Consider the following 17861-nt stretch of genomic DNA (forward strand, 5'->3'; position numbering starts at 1 on the left):
GCACCAACACAGCGGTCCGAGCATGCCTACCGAGCGGCAACCACACGCCTCACCAGGGAAAACGTGACCCTACCTTCGATTTGGGAATCGCTTCTCACCCACTGCCAGCTGAATCAGCGTGTCCAGCAGGTTCGTTGACGCCTCACGCGCGACGGGGTCGGGCGTGTCGGACTCGTTGAGTATCTCGAACGCCAGCATCAGCAGCGCATCGGCCGACCGGGTCGCGGCGGCCGGGCCGAACACCTGCCAGGCGGACGCCCGGTGACGGCGCACCACATCGCCATCCAGGACGTCGTCGTACAACAGCGACAGGTTGTGGACCATCTCCACCACCACCGCGGCGGGAGCCGCCCGATCCGGGTCTCCCCCCACCGCCCGGGCACAGGTGAGCGTCAACGCCGCCCGTACGTGCTTGCCACCATGCCGCAGATCCGAAGACCCGCCACCGGACAACCCGAACTGGTACGCAGCCACTTCCCCGACCGCGCCCTCCAACCCCGCAACCCAACGACGCAACTGCGCGTCGCAGGAGGCAGCTGCCCACCCCAGGACCGATTCGGCACGCGATCCCGCACGCTCCGCCAACACCCACCCCCCAACCTCCCCGCACGGCCGAGTCCGGAGACTCAGCCGCCACCCCACAGATCCACCGCACCCAGGCGAGCCTACGGGGTCCGTCCAGGCCGCTCGGGCCGGTGTGGTGGCGGAACGGCCGTGAAGGCCGGCACTCCCCGCTGGACGCGCCGGAGAGCCCGGACACCCGCGCCGTGTACGGCGAGCGCCAGAAGGCGAGGGAGAGGAAGGCCGAGCAGGCCCCCGCGACCTGATGCAGACCCCGGCCTGCGCCGACTGCGGCAACGTGCCCGAGCAGGCCGGCAGCCGGGAGTACAGCCCCGAGGGACAGATGGAGCGGACCCGCCGCCCGGGCGGCCTCTGCCGGCCCTGCCACGAGAAGCACCCGGAGCAGCAGAAGAGGAAGGCCACTGCCGCGCTCCTCTAGGCACCTCGCTCTGCCGGAAGGGAGCACGCAGAGATCCACCAGCACGCGGGAGGTGCCCGGGTCGGTTCCTGGGCGGTCCACTCGGGCGGCTCACCGCCCGTGCGAGCGGTCCGCTGGTTGCCTACGGTCGGACCGGGCGCTACGGGTGCCCCGGTCTGGGCGTACGACGCAGGCCGAGCCGAACGACATCTGGAGACGGAACCATGTCCACCACCTCCGAGACGCCCGTTCTCGACACTCTCATGGCCATGACCGCTGACTCGATCGAGCGGTGCGGTCTGGCGCCCGACATGCTCATCCTCACCCGGATCGCGGCGCTGGCTGCGATGGACGCTCCCGCTGTCTCCTACCTCGCGCACCTGGAGCCGGCGATGCGCGAGCACATGACCGCGGCCCAGCTGCAGGACGTGCTGGTGGCGATCGCGCCGATCGTCGGTACCGCCCGGGTGATGTCGGCCGCGACCCACATCACCGAGGCGCTCGGGGTCGCCATCGCCGTGGCTGATGCGAGCATCGAAAGCCAGCGCCCCATGTAGACCGTGGCATGTGTCTCTGCGGCTTCGACGATTCGACAGGTAGCGGCCTGTAGGAGGGGCGGCGCGCTGTCGGCGGTTCGCACCAGCGCCGGGTCAGGTGGCGGTGCCCGGCGGCGGAGCGGCGCTGGGGAGCGCAGGTCATGACGGCGCGCCCGGCACTGCCGGATGCGTAGCGTCTCGTCGTACTGCGGTCTGGCAGGGCCGATGAGGAGTCGCCCCTGCCAGACCGCCTGTCACTTACCGTGGTTGCCGCGATCACCTCCACCTTTCTGGCGGTGCCGGTCAGCTTGGTTTTCCGGTCGTTCCGACGCACAGCGCCCAGATGTCTTCGAGTTTCCCGCAATGATTCCCGGGGTCTTTGACGGGGAAGTTCCCGCTGGTCCTGCGCCGTTCGGCGGCCCCCAGGTGCCGGCCCACCCCACCGGCCGTCGACTCACCTGCGCGGACGCACGCTGCACGGGTTGTGCGTTCGCCCTGTGACTACGGTTGGTAGTCGGTGAGGTTGAGCCCCTTGGTGATCTCGTCCCCGTCCACCCAGAACGTGCCCGTGTTGCCGTACCGGTCCCACGCGACGATCCTCGGAGTGTAGTAGACGTGCCAGTTGGTGATCGGCCCGTTGGGGATGTGCCAACCGTCGCCGCTGGTGGTGGAGTGCACCCATGTGAAGCACAGGTACTGCTCGGGATACGACCTGTCGTAGATCGCAGCGGTGTCCCACCAGTGGTTCCCCTCGGGGAAATTGACGATCTGCCCGGTGCTGTAGTTGTGCGGCTCGCTGTACCAGACGTAACCGCCGTAGAAGTTCCCGCGGTCATTGTCGGCGGGGATGTGGGCCGAGAAGAGACCGTCGTAACCGGAATCACTGAAGTGGCCGTGCACCCGGAAGGTGACGAAGTAGTTGTCCGGTTCCTTCAGGGACAGGTAGTAGTTCCAGGCGCGAGTCGTTACGTACCGCGTGTTGTTCTCTTCGTCGGTCGACGTGCGCGAGTAGTCCCAGCTGATGTTGTCCTTCGTGTAGGTCGCGGCTGCCCGAGGATTGATCACAACCTGGCTCGGGTACGCCCCGTCCTTGGAGGTGCTGAAGGTGTCACCGTCCTCCGAGTCGGTCCTGACCAGAACGCTGATCGACTTTTTGGTCACTCCGGGTGAGCAATAGACGTAGAACGTGACGTGCTGGGCTCCGTTGCCTCCGGTGGCGACTTCGGCACGCTCGCCCGCTCCGCCGGGGATGGCGGTGAACTCGTTCTCGGTGTCCGTGTAGGACCAGCCCGACTTGCCGTTCCAGTGGAGTTTCGACTCGTCGATGTAGTCGATGAGCCACAGATTGGAGACCAGGTGCTGGGGGTCGACCTCGATCAGGTCTCCGCATTCGTCGGTCGGCGTGATGCTGATCGTCACGCCGATCCTGTTCAGCCCGTTCGCATAGATCGCGCAGTTCTGATCGCCGCTCGTGAGCGTCACCGAGAGGTGCGACACGCCCGTCCACGTTGCCATTTCCGTCCCCTTCGTTCGTGTGAGGTGGTGCAGAGTGTGCGGCGCCCGACGATGGGAGGTCCCGGCCGTCTCCGTCGCGTCACGTGTGATGTCACAGCGGTGCCCACCAGCCCCTGATACGGCCCGTCAGGTCGAGGGGGCGTTCATTGGGGATCAGGAATACCTGTGGCCGGTCCGCAGCAACGCGAAGGCCTTCCAGACCGCGTACGTCGATCTCCAGCCAGTGGCTGAACCGGGCGCCCTCGTCGGGGTTCAGCACGAGGATCTGTGAGGTCGCGCTGTCGGCCTCGTCCTTGGCGACGCGCCAGTCGACGCCCTTCCTGGCGTCCTCGACGATGCCTCCTTGCGCGTGGTCCGTCAGATACTGCCCGTGGCCGTACCGCGCATGGCGGTTCATCGTCGATGCGTTCAGCGTGCCACTGTCGATGATTCCTTGCTGTCCCTGCGCGTTCGTGTAGTGATACATCCGCCGGTCAGCTGCTGCGTCCCGGGTGGGCCTGGGCCGCCAAGGCCAGCGGGCACCCCGCGCGCCCGTCCCACCGCCGGCCCGTCGGCCGCCGTTCCCTGTCAGGACCAGGTTGTCCTTCTGGGCCGGGTAGTGCTCGGTGAGGCTGTAGGTGCGGGTTTCCGAGGTGACGTCCTCGGTGGCCCGTGCGGCCTCTGCCGCTCCCTGTGCGGTCTCCGCCGTTCCCTGTGCGGCCAGCCGGGAGGAGCCTCGTGCGGCGGCGGTGCCGATTCCGGCACCGGCCAGGCCGGTGCCGAGGGAGACCCATCCGAGGATCGAGGACGCCTTGGGGGATGCCTCTTCCAGTGCCCCGCCGGCGATGGAGGTGACGTCGGAGACGACGCCCACCGCGCCGACGGCGAGTTCGACGGTGGAGGCGGCGCTCAAGGCGGCCATGACGCCGCCGGCCGCCGCGATGGAGGCGCCGGCGGTGAACACGGCCAGGCCCACGCCCAGCACACCCATCCCGATGCCCAGCCACGCCATCCAGCTGAGGTGCCCGGTGGGGTCGGTCCGGTTGACGGGGTCGCCGGCGCAGTAGGCGTAGGGGTTGATGCCGCCCGCGCCGAAGGGGCTGAGGGAGTCGGGGGCGTTGAACCGCATGAGGGCGGGGTGGTAGGCGCGGTAGCCGTTGCCGAGGTGGTACCAGCCGGTGGCCGGGTCGGTCCGCTGGCCGTCGTACCCGAGGACGCTGCCCGTCTCCCCGACCGGGCGGGCGCCGTAGGCGGTGTGGGCGAGTTCCCGTGGGTTGTGACCCGCGGTCGACACCAGCACGGTGCCCTTGGCGTCCGTGCCCAGGAGCAGGGTCTCGTCCTGGCCCGCCGCGGTGCGGTGCTGGGCCACGCACTGCGGGCCGAGCAGCAGGAGCCGCGTCGCCCGGTCACCGGCGATCACGGTCGCGAGCTGCCCTTGGCGGTAGTACAGCGTGCTGGTGGTCCCGTCCGTCGTCTGGGTCAGCAGCCGGTCCAGCGGGTCGTATCCGTAGCCGGCGGCAGCGCCCGCCGTCCGCAGACGGCCCAGGGCGTCGTAGGTGAGGGCGCGCCCGGCGTCGTCGGTGGTCAGGCGCCCGGCGAGGTCGTAGCGCAGGTCGGTCGTGGCAGGGAACGAGGCGTGGGTGTGGCGGACGCCGGTCAGCTGGCAGGGGTCGGCCCGGTTCCCGTACAGGTAGGTCGCCGTGTCCGACCCCGAGGAGAAGGTGCTGTCGCAGCGGGTGACGTTGCCGTAGGCGTCGTACGTGAACGTCTGCCGGGTGACCGGGTTGCCGCGGTCGTCCTCGGGGGGCGAGTCTCCGGCGCAGGTGTAGGTGAGGAGTTGGTTGCGGCTGCTGTAGGAGAAGGATTCGTCCCGCAGCGGCTCTGCTCCGCGTGTGAGGGTCCTTCCGCTGAGCAGGCCGTTCGGCTGCCGGCGCTGTGTCAGCGTCCATGTGGTGCCCTGGCTGTCGGTGACCGTGCGTTTCACCTCGCGGCCGAAGTCGTCCAGCTCCAGCGCCGTCGTCAGCGTGTGCCGGGACTGCTTGTCCTCGGCCGTCCACCGGGTCAGGCGGCCGGCGCTGTCGTAGGTCAGCGTCACCTGGGTGGCCGGGTCGTCGATCCGGGTGACCCGGCCGAAGTCGTCCCGGCTGACGGTCTCGGTGGCGCCGTCCACTCCGGTGTAGGTCTGCGCCAGGCCGCCCACGGTGTAGGTCCACTGCGTGCCGCGGTCAGCCTGGCCGGCGAGCGCGGTGGTCTCGGTGCGCGGCAGGCCCGAGGGGTAGTGGTCGCGGGTGATCGTGACCTCGCCCTCGCGGGCGGTGGTCAGGTAGCCGGTCACCGGGTCACGGGTGTACCGCTGGGTGATCGCGCCGGCCTGGACCCGGGCCAGGGCGTGGTCGAGCTGGGGGATGTACTCGTAGCTGGTGGTCTGCTGGTCGGGGGCTGTGACCGAGGCCGGAAGGGGGTCTTCGGGCGAGGCGTAGCGGTGGGTCCAGGTGCGTCCGCCCGAGGTGCTGGCGGTGATCCGGCCCAGGCCGTCGAAGCTCTGTGTGCCGTAGGAGGTCCGGTTGAGCGCGATCGTCTCGATCAGTTCGGCGGGGGACGACGGTGCGTAGGTGCGGGTGATCGTCGTGCCGTCGGGGAGCGTGGTGGTCGTCGGCCGGCCCCGGTCGTCGTAGTCGTAGCGCGTGGTGTTGCCCAGTTCGTCGGTCGCGCTGCGCACTCGGCCCCAGCCGTCGCGCTGCAGTTCGCTGGCCCCCGCGGGCTCGCCCTGCAGGTCGAACCGTGCCACGCTCACCGGCTCTCGCCGCGTGTTGTAGGTCGTCACCTGTGTCCCGGTGACGGGGGTGCCGGGGTCGAGCAGCTGGGTGGTGGTGGTCTGCTGGATCGGGTCGGTCACGACGCGGTGGCGGGCGCCGTCGCCGGAGGTCGTGACCGACACCTGACCCCAGTCGTCGTAGCTGTAGGACTGGGTCAGCTGGAGCGGCCCGCCGCCGCGGACCTGGTCCGCTTCGGTCACCGACGACAGGCGGCCCTGCTCGTCGTAGCCGAGCGTCCGGACGGTGTACCAGGTGCCGTCGCCGTCGGTGTCCTTGCGCTCGTAGCGGATCGGCCGGCCCAGGCCGTCGAGGCTCTCGCGCAGCGCGTTGCCCACCGCGTCGGTGGACGTCACGACGAACGGGGCGCTGCCGCCCGTCTCGTACGTGACGGTGTCCGTCGCCCGGTACCGGGGATCGTCGGCGTTCCGGGTGCGGGCGGTCATGCGGCCGAGAAGATCGTAGGTCATGGTCTCGGTGTTGCTGTGCGGGTCGGTGGTGGTCAACAGACGCCCGGTGAAGCGCGAGCGCGTCTGTGACCGCGTGAGCGTGAGGTCGTCGTGGCTCGTCAGCGTGTGCCGCTGGACCAGCGCGTCCTGTTCCACCGAGAAGGCGAAGTCGTGGGTGGCGGCGTACGCCGGACCGTTGCCGCCGCTGGGGTACTCGGTCTCCACCAGGCGGGTCAGGCGGGCCAGTTCCGTTCCCGTGGCGCTGTAGGCGAACGTCCTCGCCGAGAGGAGCCGGCCGTCGGCGTAGTGCTGTTCGCCGGACTTCAACACCGCGGCGCTCACCCGCGGATCTGCTGTGGCCCGGAGCTGGAGGTACCCGTACGTCACCTTGTGGACGGGCGTGTCGAACCCGGTCTTCGGGGGCGTGCGGGTGACCGACCGGAGCAGCCGGGTGAAGCCGTTGGGCTCGGGCGGGCAGTCGGAGCCGCTTCCACTCGCCGGGTAGTAGGTCCACTCGGTCCGGGTGCCGTCAGGATCGACCTGGCTCTGGGGGTTGCCCGCGTCGTCGAAGGCCGTCTCGGTGGTCTCGGAGCGCGCGTTGTGCCGGGGGTCGGTCCAGGTGACCGTCCGGCTCCTCGGAAGCTGGAACTGCGCCGGCTGCCGGTCGAACGGCGTGCCGACCGACGCGTAGTAGTCGGTCTCGACCTTCCGGGAGCAACCGTTCTGCCGTGTCTCCTCGCTTGTCTGCACGTGGTACTGGTTGTAGCTCCGGACCGTTTCCGTGGTCCGGCCGTCGCAGGTCCGGGACTCGGTGGAACCGTACGAATAACTGGTCAGCACCCCGTAGAGATTGTCCCGGTCGGGATCCCACGCCGCACCTGAGTGGCCGCCGAGGAAGTTCCTCTCCGTATAGCTGTAGTCGATCTCGATCTGCGGCTGCCCGCCGCCCGGACGCCGGACGTAGCGCGTCACACGGGGCAGCGCCGGAAGACCGGCGGAGGCCGGGAACTGGTGGCCCGACCCGTCCTGAGGGTAGTAGACCGTCTCGGACATCCCGCCCGGCGAGCTCACCCCGGTGATCCACGAACCCCACACCCCCTGCAGTCCCACGGAATCGGAGGTGAAGTCCCAGACCAGCGGTGCGTCCGCACCCAGGCCGTCATGCCGCACACCGGCCAGCAGGCCGTTCCGGAACCGCAGCTCCACGCCGTAGCCCTCGGACTGCCCGGGCAGCACGTTCAAGGTGGCCTTGCTCTTGCCGACGTAGTCGACGGTGAGCAGCGTGTCGGTCTCGTCCCTGACCTCCAGGAGACGCGGCTGCGGACCGGTCGTGAAATCCCAGCTCAGGGCCAGGGAATGACCGGTGGGCGTCAGCAAGGCGGTGGGCACCTTGAGGCTGAACCCCTTCCTGGGCCCGGCCAGGATCTCCACATCGCCGGACTTGTGCACGACACGGTAGGAGTCCGAGTCCTTCGTGACACGGACCGTGTCGAGCTTCCTCTGCTGCAGGTTGACGTTCCCGCCGGCCTCCTGGGTCTTGTACCGCTCGCCGGAGGACAGCGCCAACAGCCGGGCGTCCGTGTCATAGGAGGTCAGCCCCAGCGTGACCCCCTGCCCCAAGCCGATATCGGCACGGCTGAGCGGCGAGTAACCCAGGACCAACGGCAACGACGGCCCGAGGTTTCGATTGCCGACCAGATTCCCCAACGCGACCTGGACGCTGAACAATCCCGTACGGGGATCCACACCCCCCGTCACCGCGCTCACGAAGTTCCCGGCGTGTGTGAAGAACGACGGTGCTGAACTCATACTGGGCCCCCGATAGAGACAGACAGCAGAGAGATCGACCGTGCCGAAATTGCGGCTTCCCGCGCCCGCTCCCCATGGGCACGCATCCGCAGGACACCACAGACGGGCTCCGCATACGGACTCCGAGCTCCGCATGCGACCCGAGCGGCTCTCCCCAGAGTGCCTCACCGTCGCCCTCCGCACCGCTGGAACGCGCGGATTGGCTGGTTCCGGTGGCCCGGCGAGGGCCCGACCATTCTGGTTCCGGCCCGAACGATCAAGGGATTCAGCCGAGACTGACCGCCGGTACAAGAGCCGTTGCGGTCGGGACCGGGTCACTCGGTGCGTCGTGGATATCGAGTCGCGAGCCCCATGGCCAGCAATTCACCCGGGATCACCGATGGGGAAGCGCCGACCACCGCCCGCCGCCGGCCCAGGGCGGTCGTACACCGGAAAGCACCGGGCGGTACAGCCGCCTGGTGTGCCAGTCGGAGTCATTCATCCAGCCATCGCCCGCACCCGTGTCGTGCCGTGCCGGTGCGGGCGGTCGCGTGCCTCGGCAGCGCCTCGTGGACGCCGACAGGGCCGACGGCGTCCGCGAGGGCGGGCCGGGCGTGCGGACGAGGCCGTCGAGGTCCTGCGCGCCGAATTGGCCTCGGGTCGGCGTCATCCCGTCAGTGGCGTCGGCGTCGGGATCGTTCAGCGGCCACCAGGCTTGGGCGTCGTACCCGTCGTACCCGTCGTACCCGTCGGTCTCCAGGTCCTCCAGCCGGGCGGCCCCGGCCGGGACGGTGGCGAGCATTCCGGCGACGTGCCGGTCGCGGGCGTGGAGGTGGAGCTTGGGAACCCGGTTGCCGCCGGACGGGCTGTCACCGACGACAGCGTGATGACAGCCCGCCCGGACGTCCGGCAGGGCTCATGGGAGACCGAAGAGGCCTGGTGTCAGAGCGCGTAGTGGTAGTAGCCGATCAGGTCGGACGCCATGCTGACCGGGTCCGAGCGCGTGTAGGCGCCGGTGAAGGGCGCGTTGATCATCATCGGCACCCCGTCGACGTTCCCGGTGTAGATGCCGACGTGCTCCGGGGAGTTCGCGTCGGCGCCGAAGAACACCAGGTCACCGGGGATGGCCTGGGACTGGTCGACCATGTGGAACCGGCGGTTGGCGATCTGGTTGTCCGTCGCCAGACCGATGTCGCCGGCGCCGGCCTGCCAGTAGATCCAGCGGGTGAATCCCGAGCAGTCCAGGCCTACGGTGTTGCCGGCCGGGCACGGGTTGATCGCGCCGGTGTAGAGGGCGCAGTTTCCGTACGTGGGCCCTGGGGTCGAGTCCTTGCCGCCGCCCCAGGCGTAGGGGATGTACTGCTGGGTGGCGTTCTGCGCGAGGCTGACGACCGACGCGTACAGGCCGGAGCCCTGGGAGGGCGGGGTCACCGGGGCGGGGAGGTTGTACAGCGAGGCCTTGGTCGCGGGGCCGACGTAGCCGTCGGCGGCGAGTCCGGCGGAGGCCTGGTAGTTCTTCACGGCCGTGGTGGTGGCCGGGCCGAAGGAACCGTCGGCGGTCAGGTTCGCGCCGTGCGCGTTGAGCAGGTTCTGCAGCTCGGTCACGCAGCCGTCCCGCTGGCCCGCGTGGACGGTCGCCGGGCACCGGAGTGAGGTCAGTGTGACCGGCGTCAGCGAGACCGCGTACAGCGCGCCCTTGGTGGCGGGCCCGACCTGGCCGTCGACGCCCAGCCCGGCGGAGGTCTGGAAGTTCTGCACCGCGGTGGTGGTGGCCGGGCCGAAGGAGCCGTCGGCGGTCAGGTTCGCGCCGCGCAGGTTGAGCTGGTGCTGCAACTCGGTGACGCAGCCGTCGGACTCGCCGGCGGACAGGACCGAAGGGCACGAGGGGTGGTTGAGGTTGAGCGCGGGCGGCGGGGTGGTATCGGCGGCGGCCCCGGTCGCCGAGCCGAGGCCGAGGGCGGCGCAGACGAGGAGCAGCGCAACCGCGCGGCGGGGCCGCGCCGGTGTCCGGTGCCGGGGCCGGGAGTTGACGGGAGAGCGCAAAGTTCCTCCAGGGGATCCGCCGACGGGCGGCGGGTGGATAGGGATCACCCCATCTGAGCAGAACCGACGACCGATCAACACCGTCTCCCCGCACTGTGGGACGAGTGGGACAGCAATGGGGACGGGAGTGAGAGGATCCCCGGTGGCGAGCAGCCGACGGCCGCTGTCTACCGATGAGCTGTTGCCGGGAGCCGGGAGCCGGGAGCCCGGGACGGAGTTCACTGATGCCGTATCACATATCCATCGTGTCAGCGCCCTCGGCGAGCATGGCGAGGGGACTGCCGGGCGGTCGAGGCGCGGCCGTCACCCCCGTCCTGAGGCGGCTGGTGGTCGGGCCGCCCGATCACCGGGTGGCCCGAACCAGGCCCAGTAGTGGGAGTGCGGGGCCGTTGGGCGTGGGGCGCGCCGGGGATCGGGCGGCTCAAGGGTGAGTGCCCGTGCCTGTCGTGGTGGGGTTACAACGGCGGCGTGCCGCACAGGCCTCGGGCCCGCTGATGCTTCCCACCCCACCAAGCGGGGGCTGATGGCCGCGTTGCCCTTCGCTCCCGGCGATCCGTGGCGGGAGGACCGTGTGCTCCACACGAGGCTCCACGCGGCGAAGGGCTTGCACGGTGTGACCTGCCGACATGCGGAGGAGTGGAATGGCGGGTTGTCGCATCCGGTGCCACTGATCGGCGGTGCATGCCTGACGGCGGGGCCGTCCTCGTGGACGTGCCCCGCCGTCGGTTCGGGCCGGTCGGGTTACCAGTGCTCGTGGCGCTCGCAGCGCTCGTCGTGCTCGTGGCGCGTGATCCTGGTGGGGGCGGCGGCGATGTGGCCGGTGGAGTCGCCGCCGCCGATGGCGGTGGCGATGTTGGTGACATCGCGCGGGGCGGCGCAGGAGACGTCGACCTTGAGGGTGATGGGCGGGTAGCTGCTCCCGGCGGGAAGGACGTCGTCACGGGTGCAGGTGAGGTTGATCAGGGTGCAGTTCCATCCCGTGCCGCTGATGCTGTCGGCCCTGAGCCCGTCGGGAAGGGTGTCGTACACGGTGACCGCGGTGCCGTCGGTCGGGGCGGCACCGGCGGCGTTGCCGACGGTGATGGTGTAGGTGCCGTCCCGCCCCTGGGTGAAGTGTTTGCCGTGGGTCTTGGCGATGGTCAAGGACGGGGTGAGCAGCGTGTAGGAGATGGTCACCTGGCCGTTGTGGTTCGCCGTCCCGACCGTCGACGGCGCGTAGGACGTGGAGGTGCCCGAGGGGGTGGCGAAGCTGCTGCCCCCGCCACCTCCACCCCCGCCCGCCGAGATGCCGTTGACCACGGCGGCGCTGCCGCCGCCCCCACCGGCGAAGTACCCGCCGCCACCGCCCCCACCGGCACCGTTGGTGGTGGGGTTGCAGAAACCGTCGAAGGTGCCGCCGTTGCCGCCGGTGCCGACCGTGACGCCGGCAAACCCGCCTCCCGGCCCGCCGTTGGCGGCGTTGCAGGGCGCAGCGGTGCCGGCCGCCCCGTCGGCGCCACCGGTGCTCGCGCTGGTGCTGCCCCCGCCCCCGCCCTGCCCCGGCGAAGCCCCGGAGCCGGTGGAACTTCCCGCGGTACCCCCGGTGGCATCCGCCGTTCCGCCGCCACCCCCGTTCCCCCCTGCAGAGCCCGCTCCGGTGCCACCGGCGCCACCACCGCCCCCGGCGACCGCCAGCAGCGAGCCGCCCGCGCTGACACTGGAGGCCCCGCCCCCGCCCGGACCTTCGGCGCCACCGGATCCGCCGGCCCCACCTGGCGCGCCGCCGTTGAACCCCCCGGCTCCCGCCGTCCCGGTGCCGTTGCAGCCCTTGCCGCCGGTGCCGCCGACGTTGACGGTGAACGTCGTCGGGGCGGTGGTCTGCGGCAGGGTGGTCACCACCCGCGCGCCCGTACCGCCCGTTCCCGTGACGGAACACGGGGTGCCGGTGTTGTCCGCGCCGCCGGCGCCGTCCGCGGTGATCGTCACCACCGCCGCCGCCGGCACCGTCAGGGTCTGCGGAGCGCCGGTGAAGGTGAAGGTCTGCGACGGATCGGCTCGCTGCGCCCGCACTGGCATGGGTTCCGCGGGCGCGGGGGCCGCCGGCGCGGCGGCCACGGGCGGAGCCGTGGCCGCCAGCAGTGCCATACCGGACAGCAGCGCGCTCCCCACCGATACCACTCCCACACCGCGCTCCCCACGTCGTCCGCCCGAGCCGACCCGGCCGGACGCGCCGGCGGTAGGTGTCGGGGTCGTCCCATCGGCCATGGCTCTGTCGAACACGGCCACGGGCCGCTGACGGCCGACCCGGTACCACGGCAGATCGCCCTGTCCGCGAGTACGAGCACTCATCCGCAGTTCACCTCTCCTCACAGCGAGATGCCCTGCGCCCCTCACGCTACAAGGCGCGGGCATGACAGAATGCCTGACGGAAAATCAGGACAAAGCCTCATTAAATGCCCCAGTTCGATCACTTCGAGGTAGCGAGGGGAGGAGAGACGACGTGTGTCGTACCTCGGCCGATTGCCACCGAAGGTTGACGGGCGGTGGTCGGTGTCAGCGACGATTGACTACCCAGGTCAGGACCGCCGAGCGGGCCTCGGCGCAAGGTGCGCGGTGCCCGGTGCACGGTGCCCGGGACCCGGTGGACGGCACCGTCCCGTCTCCGGGTGTCAGAGCACCAAGCAGCCCAGCCAGCTGGAGGGGAACCAGCCCTCCAGGGAGCGCAGTTCGGATTCGGTGGCGGGATGGGCCGCCAGGACGGCCCGGCGCACCGCGCCGCCCCCGCTGAGGGTGTCCAGCTCGCCGCCGTCGGTGGCCAGCGTGATCGTGAAGCCGTCGCGTTGCAGGACGAACCGGTTCGCTCCGTCGGACCACAGGCCACCCGCCTCCGGCAGGCAGGGGGTGAAGGGGCTGGTGGTGAGATTCTCACCCACCGCGGACAGCACGGGGCGGCCACAGGGGTCGCCGTAGCCGAAGGAGACCGTTGCGACCGCGGCCTTGTCGAAGCCGTCGCTGATTCCGCCCGTGTTGGCCAGGTCCGCTTGGTCGCTGAGCACGAAGACCGCCCGATGCCCGTCCCAGCTGGTTCCGGTGACCACCACATCCGCCAAGAGGACCGGTTGCATCAGGGACCGGGAGGGGACGCCTGCCCCGCGCAGCAGGTCCTGGACCCCCGCCTCCTGCTGCATCGCCCGCAGCGGGAACGCGAGCACGAACACGCCCAGCAGGGTGCCGACGGCCGCCGGCAGGGCGGTGCGTGAGCGCAGCACCACGGCGCCGGCCAGGGCGAAGGACGGGAGGGCGAACACCAGCACGCTCAGCAGGCCCGGGCGGAAGGGCAGCAGGAGGGCCAGCCCGTGGGTGGCCACGAGGTCGAGCGCCATCAGCACGGGTGCCAGCAGCCGGCGCCACCGGGCGGCGGACGGCTGCAGGGCTCGGACGCTGACGAAGTACGCGGGTATGACGGCCACGAGGGTCACCACCAGGTGCACGATCGCGCAGGTGCTCCCGCTGTCCCCGGGGTCGACGTGCTGGACGGCGCTGCCGACGGCCACCGAGACCAACGACGGCAGGGCGCAGGCCGCACCGAGGGTGACGACTTGCCGGCGCCGGTTCGAGGCCGGACGAACTGGTGCGCGCCCCGGCGCAGTGACCGCGTACGGATTGTGCGGTTCGACCGCGGCCATCGCTTCCCCCTGGCGTTCGGTGCCTTCGAGCCATCAGTGGGACGAGCGCGTGCCGATCTTGGTTGCGGCAGGCGGCCAGGTGTTGCGACACCCGGCTCGGCTCGCTGCCCGACCGCTCGGCTGCGGCTGCCGTACGGCTGCGGTGCAGCCGCTGTCCGGCCGCCGTCCGGGCCGCCGGCGCCCACGGGACGTCGACGCGGTCAGCCGGGCCCACAAGGAGATCTTCGGGGCGGTGCGCCCGGCTGTGACCCTGGTGGTCGTCTCGGGCTTCATGGACTCCCGGGTCCTGGTCGAGGTGGAGGTCGAGGCCTACCGGGGAACGGCCGTGTGACCCGGACGAGTCCGAGCCGACTCACCAGGTCCGGTGAGTCGGCTCGCCGCGTCCGGCTGTCCTGGCCGTCGTCTCGGCTGCCGGCCCGGTGTCGGTCCCGGTCCGGTGTGGTCACTGCTGACGGGCGGCCGGCGGCGCGATAGCGAGTCCGGTCCACCGGTCGAGTTCCTGGGCGTGGCTGCCGACCGCCGTGGCCCGGGCGACCGCCGTGGCGTCCTCGTGCGTCGGCTCACCATTGCGGGAGAGCAGTGCCAACGGCCACGCCGGGGTGCCCGACGGCTCACCGCCGAGGGGGTGCCAGTCCCAGGCCGCGTCGAACCGCCAGCGGCGCCCGTTCCGGTCGGCGACCTCATCGCCTGGTTCGAGGAACGCGTACGGGCGGAACAGCAGCTCGATGCGGACCGGTTCACCGCCGGCCGGATCGAGCGCGTAAGTCTGATCCTCAAGCTCGGGGTCATGGGTGTCACCCTGCCGCAGGAGATCGAGGTAGGACGCGGGCCGCGGCAGCATGCCGGTGACCCGGGGCGGATCGAAGTGACAGACCGCCTGGACGTGCACCACGGTCGCGGGAACCCCTACGACGCATGTGTCACCCGGCCTCAGCACGGTCTCCGCGGGTTGCGTCCGGAAGATCTCCCACTCCCCGGCGTCGGGCGTGGGAAGCGCCCGCTGCCCGTTCCACCTGATGTTCCTGGCCTGCGGATCCACCTCCAGCCACGGCCACCGCACGGAGACGTAGGAGCGGGAGACCTCGGTGACCGTCGTCTCGGTGAACGGGCACTCCAGCATCAGCACATCACCGGGCCGGTATTCGTCAGGCATGGACGCATTCTGCATGCCCTCACCCGCACGTGACCGCCCGGGTACCCGGTCCCGGAGGCGCCTGGACGCTGCCATCGGGCGAGCGCCGTTCCCCCAAGGCCACGATCAGGTAGCACATGGTCACAACAACCTCCCCTCCTCTCCTCGGGCCCCTCTCCGCACCGGGCGGTGGTCTTTTGCCCTGGCGGAGGCGCCATCCTGGAGGGGCCTGCGGGGCCGTGCCCGCCCGGCTGCCAGGCTCGCCGCGCTGCGCCTCCCCGGTTTCTCTCGTTCGGGTCCTGTGCGGGCATCGACGGTGGCGGTTGGTACCACTTCTGTATGACCGACGACGAGATCATCGACAGGATCCGTGACCAGGCCCGGCCCGGAGGGCTGCCGGTGCCGGTGCCGGTGGAAGCCGTCGTCGGGCTCGAAGCCGCGGTGGGGCACCGAATGCCGCCGCTGCTCAGGCGGATCTACCTCGAAGTCGCCGATGGCGGGTTCGGCCGCTGGGGCGCTGCCCTGTCCCTCACCGAGTACCGGGACGAACCGCCCATGCTGGAGGCGTGTCTCGCGTGGCGCGAGGGCTACGGCGCGGCCTATCCGACGCCGGTAGTACCCCTGCTGACCTGGGGGTGTGCGGTCTGGTCGCTCATCGACTTCAGCACTCCCACGGGACGGATGTGGGGCTGGGACCCGAACGGCTCGTGCCTGCCTCACTCCCTCTTCCCCGAACCGTTCACCTTGTCCGAGCGGCTCACCGGCTGGCTGGAGGGCCGGGAGGACTTCCCGCAACCGCCCGTCCGAACCGGCTGCCCGGATTGCTGACGCGACCCGACTTGAGGTTGTGTCGGCATCGCGAGATGTCCTCGGGGCCGGTCCTGGCGGTTGTCCAGGTGCCCCGTGGGCGGGGGTGTCCGGGCCTCTCTTCCCTGACGGCGGTGCTTCGCGTGCGGGCTGATCTGTCTGGTTTCATCACGTGATGCGGAGGTGGTGAGCAGACGGCGGGGTCTGCGGACGTGGTGGCGGAGACCAGCGCTGTGGTTCTGAGGCTCGCCAGTGGCGTGCGGATGTGGGTGGGCGTCACAGGCCCAGCGGAGTCTGGCTGTGGCGCCCGGCCGTGCAGGACCGGGCCCTTGACCTTGTTGATATCGAGGGGCAGATGCGAGCATCAGAGCCATCCGGCCATCGGCACGAAGCCCGTGTCTGCTGTTCTCTGCGCGTGACCGAGAGGACGGGGTGGGGTCCTGCGTCCAGGTGGTATGGGGGAGGCTGCATGTCAAGGGCTGTGTTCGGATTTCCGGTGCTGCGGGCGGGAGATCCGGGGAGCTTTGGAGACTTTCGGCTGGTGGCGCGGCTGGGAGAGGGCGGGATGGGACAGGTCTTCCTCGCACTCTCTCCAGGCGGGCAGCCGGCGGCGGTGAAGGTCATCCGCGGCGAGTTCGCCGGCGACAGGGAGTTCACCCTCAGATTCGCGCGGGAGGTGGCCGCGGCACAGAAGGTCCGCGGCGCCCACCTGGCGCCACTGCTGGACGCTGACCCGGAAGGTGAGCAACCGTGGCTGGCCACGGGTTATGTGGCCGGCCCGTCCCTGCGGGACCTCGCGACCAGCGACGGGCCGCTACCCACGGATCAGGTACTGCTGCTGGCCTGGGGCATCGCCCAGGCTCTGGCCGACATCCACGCCGCTGGGGTGGTGCACCGGGACCTCAAGCCCGGCAACATCATGTTGGACGAGAGCGGCCCGAAGGTCATCGACTTCGGCATCGTCAAATCCTTCACCCAGTCCGCCACCTACAGGAGCAGCTCCACCCGGATCGGCACACCGCTGTACATGTCGCCCGAACAAGCACTTGGCCGCCCTGTCGGTCCATCGTCCGACGTGTTCGCCCTGGGCTCCACCCTCCACTTCCTGGCCACCGGCCGCGAGGCGTTCGCCGCAGAGAACGAATGGGCCGTCGCCCACCGCATCGTGGCCGACAATCCGGACCTGGCTGGCCTCGCGCAGCCGCTGCGCCGCCTGATCGCAGCCTGCCTCCACAAGGACCCCGAACAGCGCCCGACAGCCGAGCGCGTGTGGACGTGGTGCGAGACCGAACTCGGCGGCACCCTCAGCCCGGGGGCCTGGATGGGCATCACCGGCGCCCGGGATGCGATCCGGCAACGCACCCACGCGCTGCATGCCCTCGCTGCCCGAGTCGCGGAGGCTGCCGGAAGCGGTCACCCTGAAACGCACCCCCACACCGTCATGGACGCCGCCAGCGAGAAGCGCCCCGCCACACTGCGTCCCGCGCCATCGGGCGATGTCGCAGGCAGCGCCACCGCGAGCGGGCCGAGGGCAGCACCGAAAGAGGCAGATCGTCGACCTGCCCCGGTCTCCGCCGAAATCGTCGTGACGAAGAGTCAGCAAGACGTGAAGGCGGCGCACGACCCGGGGCAAGCACGGCAAGCAGGACTCGCCTCGATCATGATGGGTGCGCTGGCCGTAGGCTCGGTACTCCTCGGCTTCGCAGGCAACTGGGCACCCGGCTCAGACGACCCCAGACCCATTGGCGTCACCCTCGGCGTCATCTGCGGCCTCTTCAGCCTATTCACCGGTTATATCTCCTACTTGGGGCGTCGTCCCGGACCTGATGTGATCACGACTGATGCGAACGGGTTCACGATCCAACGTCAGCCGTACTGGAGGCTGCGGAAGCGGACCTCCTTCACGATCCACTGGGCCTCCGTCGAAGAGATCGAGGTCGTCGGTGGTAGGCCGCAAAAGAAGAACGGTGCACTCGTCCGCGACAAGCGCGGGCACCTCAAGGAGTACGGGTCGAAGACCGAACTGCGGGTCCTGTTCCTCCGCGGCCATGTGTCCTCTAAGAGGGTGTTCGATAGGGGATTCCCCCCAACTGTCCGGCTTTGACTCGCGCGGCGCGGACTCGGTTCCAGGATCTCGTGGCGGCCGGGTCCGTGT

General features: G+C 70.3%; 11 protein-coding genes and 1 pseudogene. 5 read left to right on the forward strand and 7 right to left on the reverse strand.

Annotated elements, in window-relative coordinates:
* Nucleotides 1–69 precede the first annotated feature (69 nt).
* On the reverse strand, nucleotides 70–474 hold the full coding sequence (locus ABT048_RS40575; RefSeq protein WP_350526672.1) for a polyprenyl synthetase family protein: 405 nt from the start codon (nucleotides 472–474) through the stop codon (nucleotides 70–72).
* Nucleotides 475–826: 352 nt separating this feature from the next.
* On the opposite strand from ABT048_RS40575, the gene ABT048_RS40580 reads away from it, so the two are divergent.
* Both ABT048_RS40580 and ABT048_RS40585 read left to right on the forward strand, forming a co-directional pair.
* Complete coding sequence (locus ABT048_RS40580; RefSeq protein WP_350526673.1) at nucleotides 827–1000, forward strand: hypothetical protein; 174 nt, start codon at nucleotides 827–829, stop codon at nucleotides 998–1000.
* Nucleotides 1001–1203: 203 nt separating this feature from the next.
* On the forward strand, nucleotides 1204–1536 hold the full coding sequence (locus ABT048_RS40585; protein WP_350526674.1) for a carboxymuconolactone decarboxylase family protein: 333 nt from the start codon (nucleotides 1204–1206) through the stop codon (nucleotides 1534–1536).
* 480 nt (nucleotides 1537–2016) lie between these two features.
* On the opposite strand, the gene ABT048_RS40590 is transcribed toward ABT048_RS40585, so the two are convergent.
* The 5 genes from ABT048_RS40590 to ABT048_RS40610 all read right to left on the reverse strand — a co-directional run bounded on the left by ABT048_RS40590 (nucleotide 2017) and on the right by ABT048_RS40610 (nucleotide 13767).
* Entirely contained in the window at nucleotides 2017–3030 is a 1014-nt protein-coding gene (locus ABT048_RS40590; RefSeq protein WP_350526675.1) for a hypothetical protein, read from the reverse strand.
* 91 nt (nucleotides 3031–3121) lie between these two features.
* Nucleotides 3122–7891, reverse strand: a complete 4770-nt coding sequence (locus ABT048_RS40595; RefSeq protein ID WP_350526676.1) for an RHS repeat-associated core domain-containing protein — start codon at nucleotides 7889–7891, stop codon at nucleotides 3122–3124.
* 1110 nt (nucleotides 7892–9001) lie between these two features.
* A complete protein-coding gene (locus ABT048_RS40600) occupies nucleotides 9002–10102 on the reverse strand; it encodes a C40 family peptidase (RefSeq protein WP_350526677.1) in 1101 nt (366 codons plus the stop codon).
* Nucleotides 10103–10843: 741 nt separating this feature from the next.
* On the reverse strand, nucleotides 10844–12151 hold the full coding sequence (locus ABT048_RS40605; RefSeq protein ID WP_350526678.1) for a hypothetical protein: 1308 nt from the start codon (nucleotides 12149–12151) through the stop codon (nucleotides 10844–10846).
* 599 nt (nucleotides 12152–12750) lie between these two features.
* The gene (locus ABT048_RS40610) at nucleotides 12751–13767 is read right to left on the reverse strand and encodes a hypothetical protein (RefSeq protein WP_350526679.1); all 1017 of its coding nucleotides are present in this window, start codon (nucleotides 13765–13767) and stop codon (nucleotides 12751–12753) included.
* Nucleotides 13768–13951: 184 nt separating this feature from the next.
* Here ABT048_RS40610 and ABT048_RS40615 point away from each other — a divergent pair.
* Nucleotides 13952–14098 (forward strand): annotated as a pseudogene (locus ABT048_RS40615) (RidA family protein); the annotation flags it as partial.
* A 111-nt stretch (nucleotides 14099–14209) separates the two neighbouring features.
* On the opposite strand, the gene ABT048_RS40620 reads toward ABT048_RS40615, so the two are convergent.
* Complete coding sequence (locus ABT048_RS40620; protein WP_350526680.1) at nucleotides 14210–14920, reverse strand: hypothetical protein; 711 nt, start codon at nucleotides 14918–14920, stop codon at nucleotides 14210–14212.
* A 318-nt stretch (nucleotides 14921–15238) separates the two neighbouring features.
* On the opposite strand from ABT048_RS40620, the gene ABT048_RS40625 reads away from it, so the two are divergent.
* Nucleotides 15239–15727, forward strand: coding sequence for a hypothetical protein (locus ABT048_RS40625; protein WP_350526681.1), 489 nt, complete (start codon nucleotides 15239–15241; stop codon nucleotides 15725–15727).
* Between the two features lie 448 nt (nucleotides 15728–16175).
* Nucleotides 16176–17810, forward strand: a complete 1635-nt coding sequence (locus ABT048_RS40630) for a serine/threonine-protein kinase (RefSeq protein ID WP_350526682.1) — start codon at nucleotides 16176–16178, stop codon at nucleotides 17808–17810.
* Nucleotides 17811–17861: the final 51 nt, after the last annotated feature.

This window comes from Kitasatospora sp. NPDC096140 (genome assembly GCF_040303045.1).
Taxonomy (GTDB): domain Bacteria; phylum Actinomycetota; class Actinomycetes; order Streptomycetales; family Streptomycetaceae; genus Kitasatospora.

Coding starts and splice junctions, on each gene's coding strand:
- ABT048_RS40580 (WP_350526673.1), top strand. CDS start 827: ATGCAGACCCCGGCCTGCGCCGACTGCGGCAACGTGCCCGAGCAGGCC.
- ABT048_RS40585 (WP_350526674.1), top strand. CDS start 1,204: ATGTCCACCACCTCCGAGACGCCCGTTCTCGACACTCTCATGGCCATG.
- ABT048_RS40590 (WP_350526675.1), bottom strand. CDS start 3,030: ATGGCAACGTGGACGGGCGTGTCGCACCTCTCGGTGACGCTCACGAGC.
- ABT048_RS40610 (WP_350526679.1), bottom strand. CDS start 13,767: ATGGCCGCGGTCGAACCGCACAATCCGTACGCGGTCACTGCGCCGGGG.
- ABT048_RS40620 (WP_350526680.1), bottom strand. CDS start 14,920: ATGCCTGACGAATACCGGCCCGGTGATGTGCTGATGCTGGAGTGCCCG.
- ABT048_RS40625 (WP_350526681.1), top strand. CDS start 15,239: ATGACCGACGACGAGATCATCGACAGGATCCGTGACCAGGCCCGGCCC.
- ABT048_RS40630 (WP_350526682.1), top strand. CDS start 16,176: ATGTCAAGGGCTGTGTTCGGATTTCCGGTGCTGCGGGCGGGAGATCCG.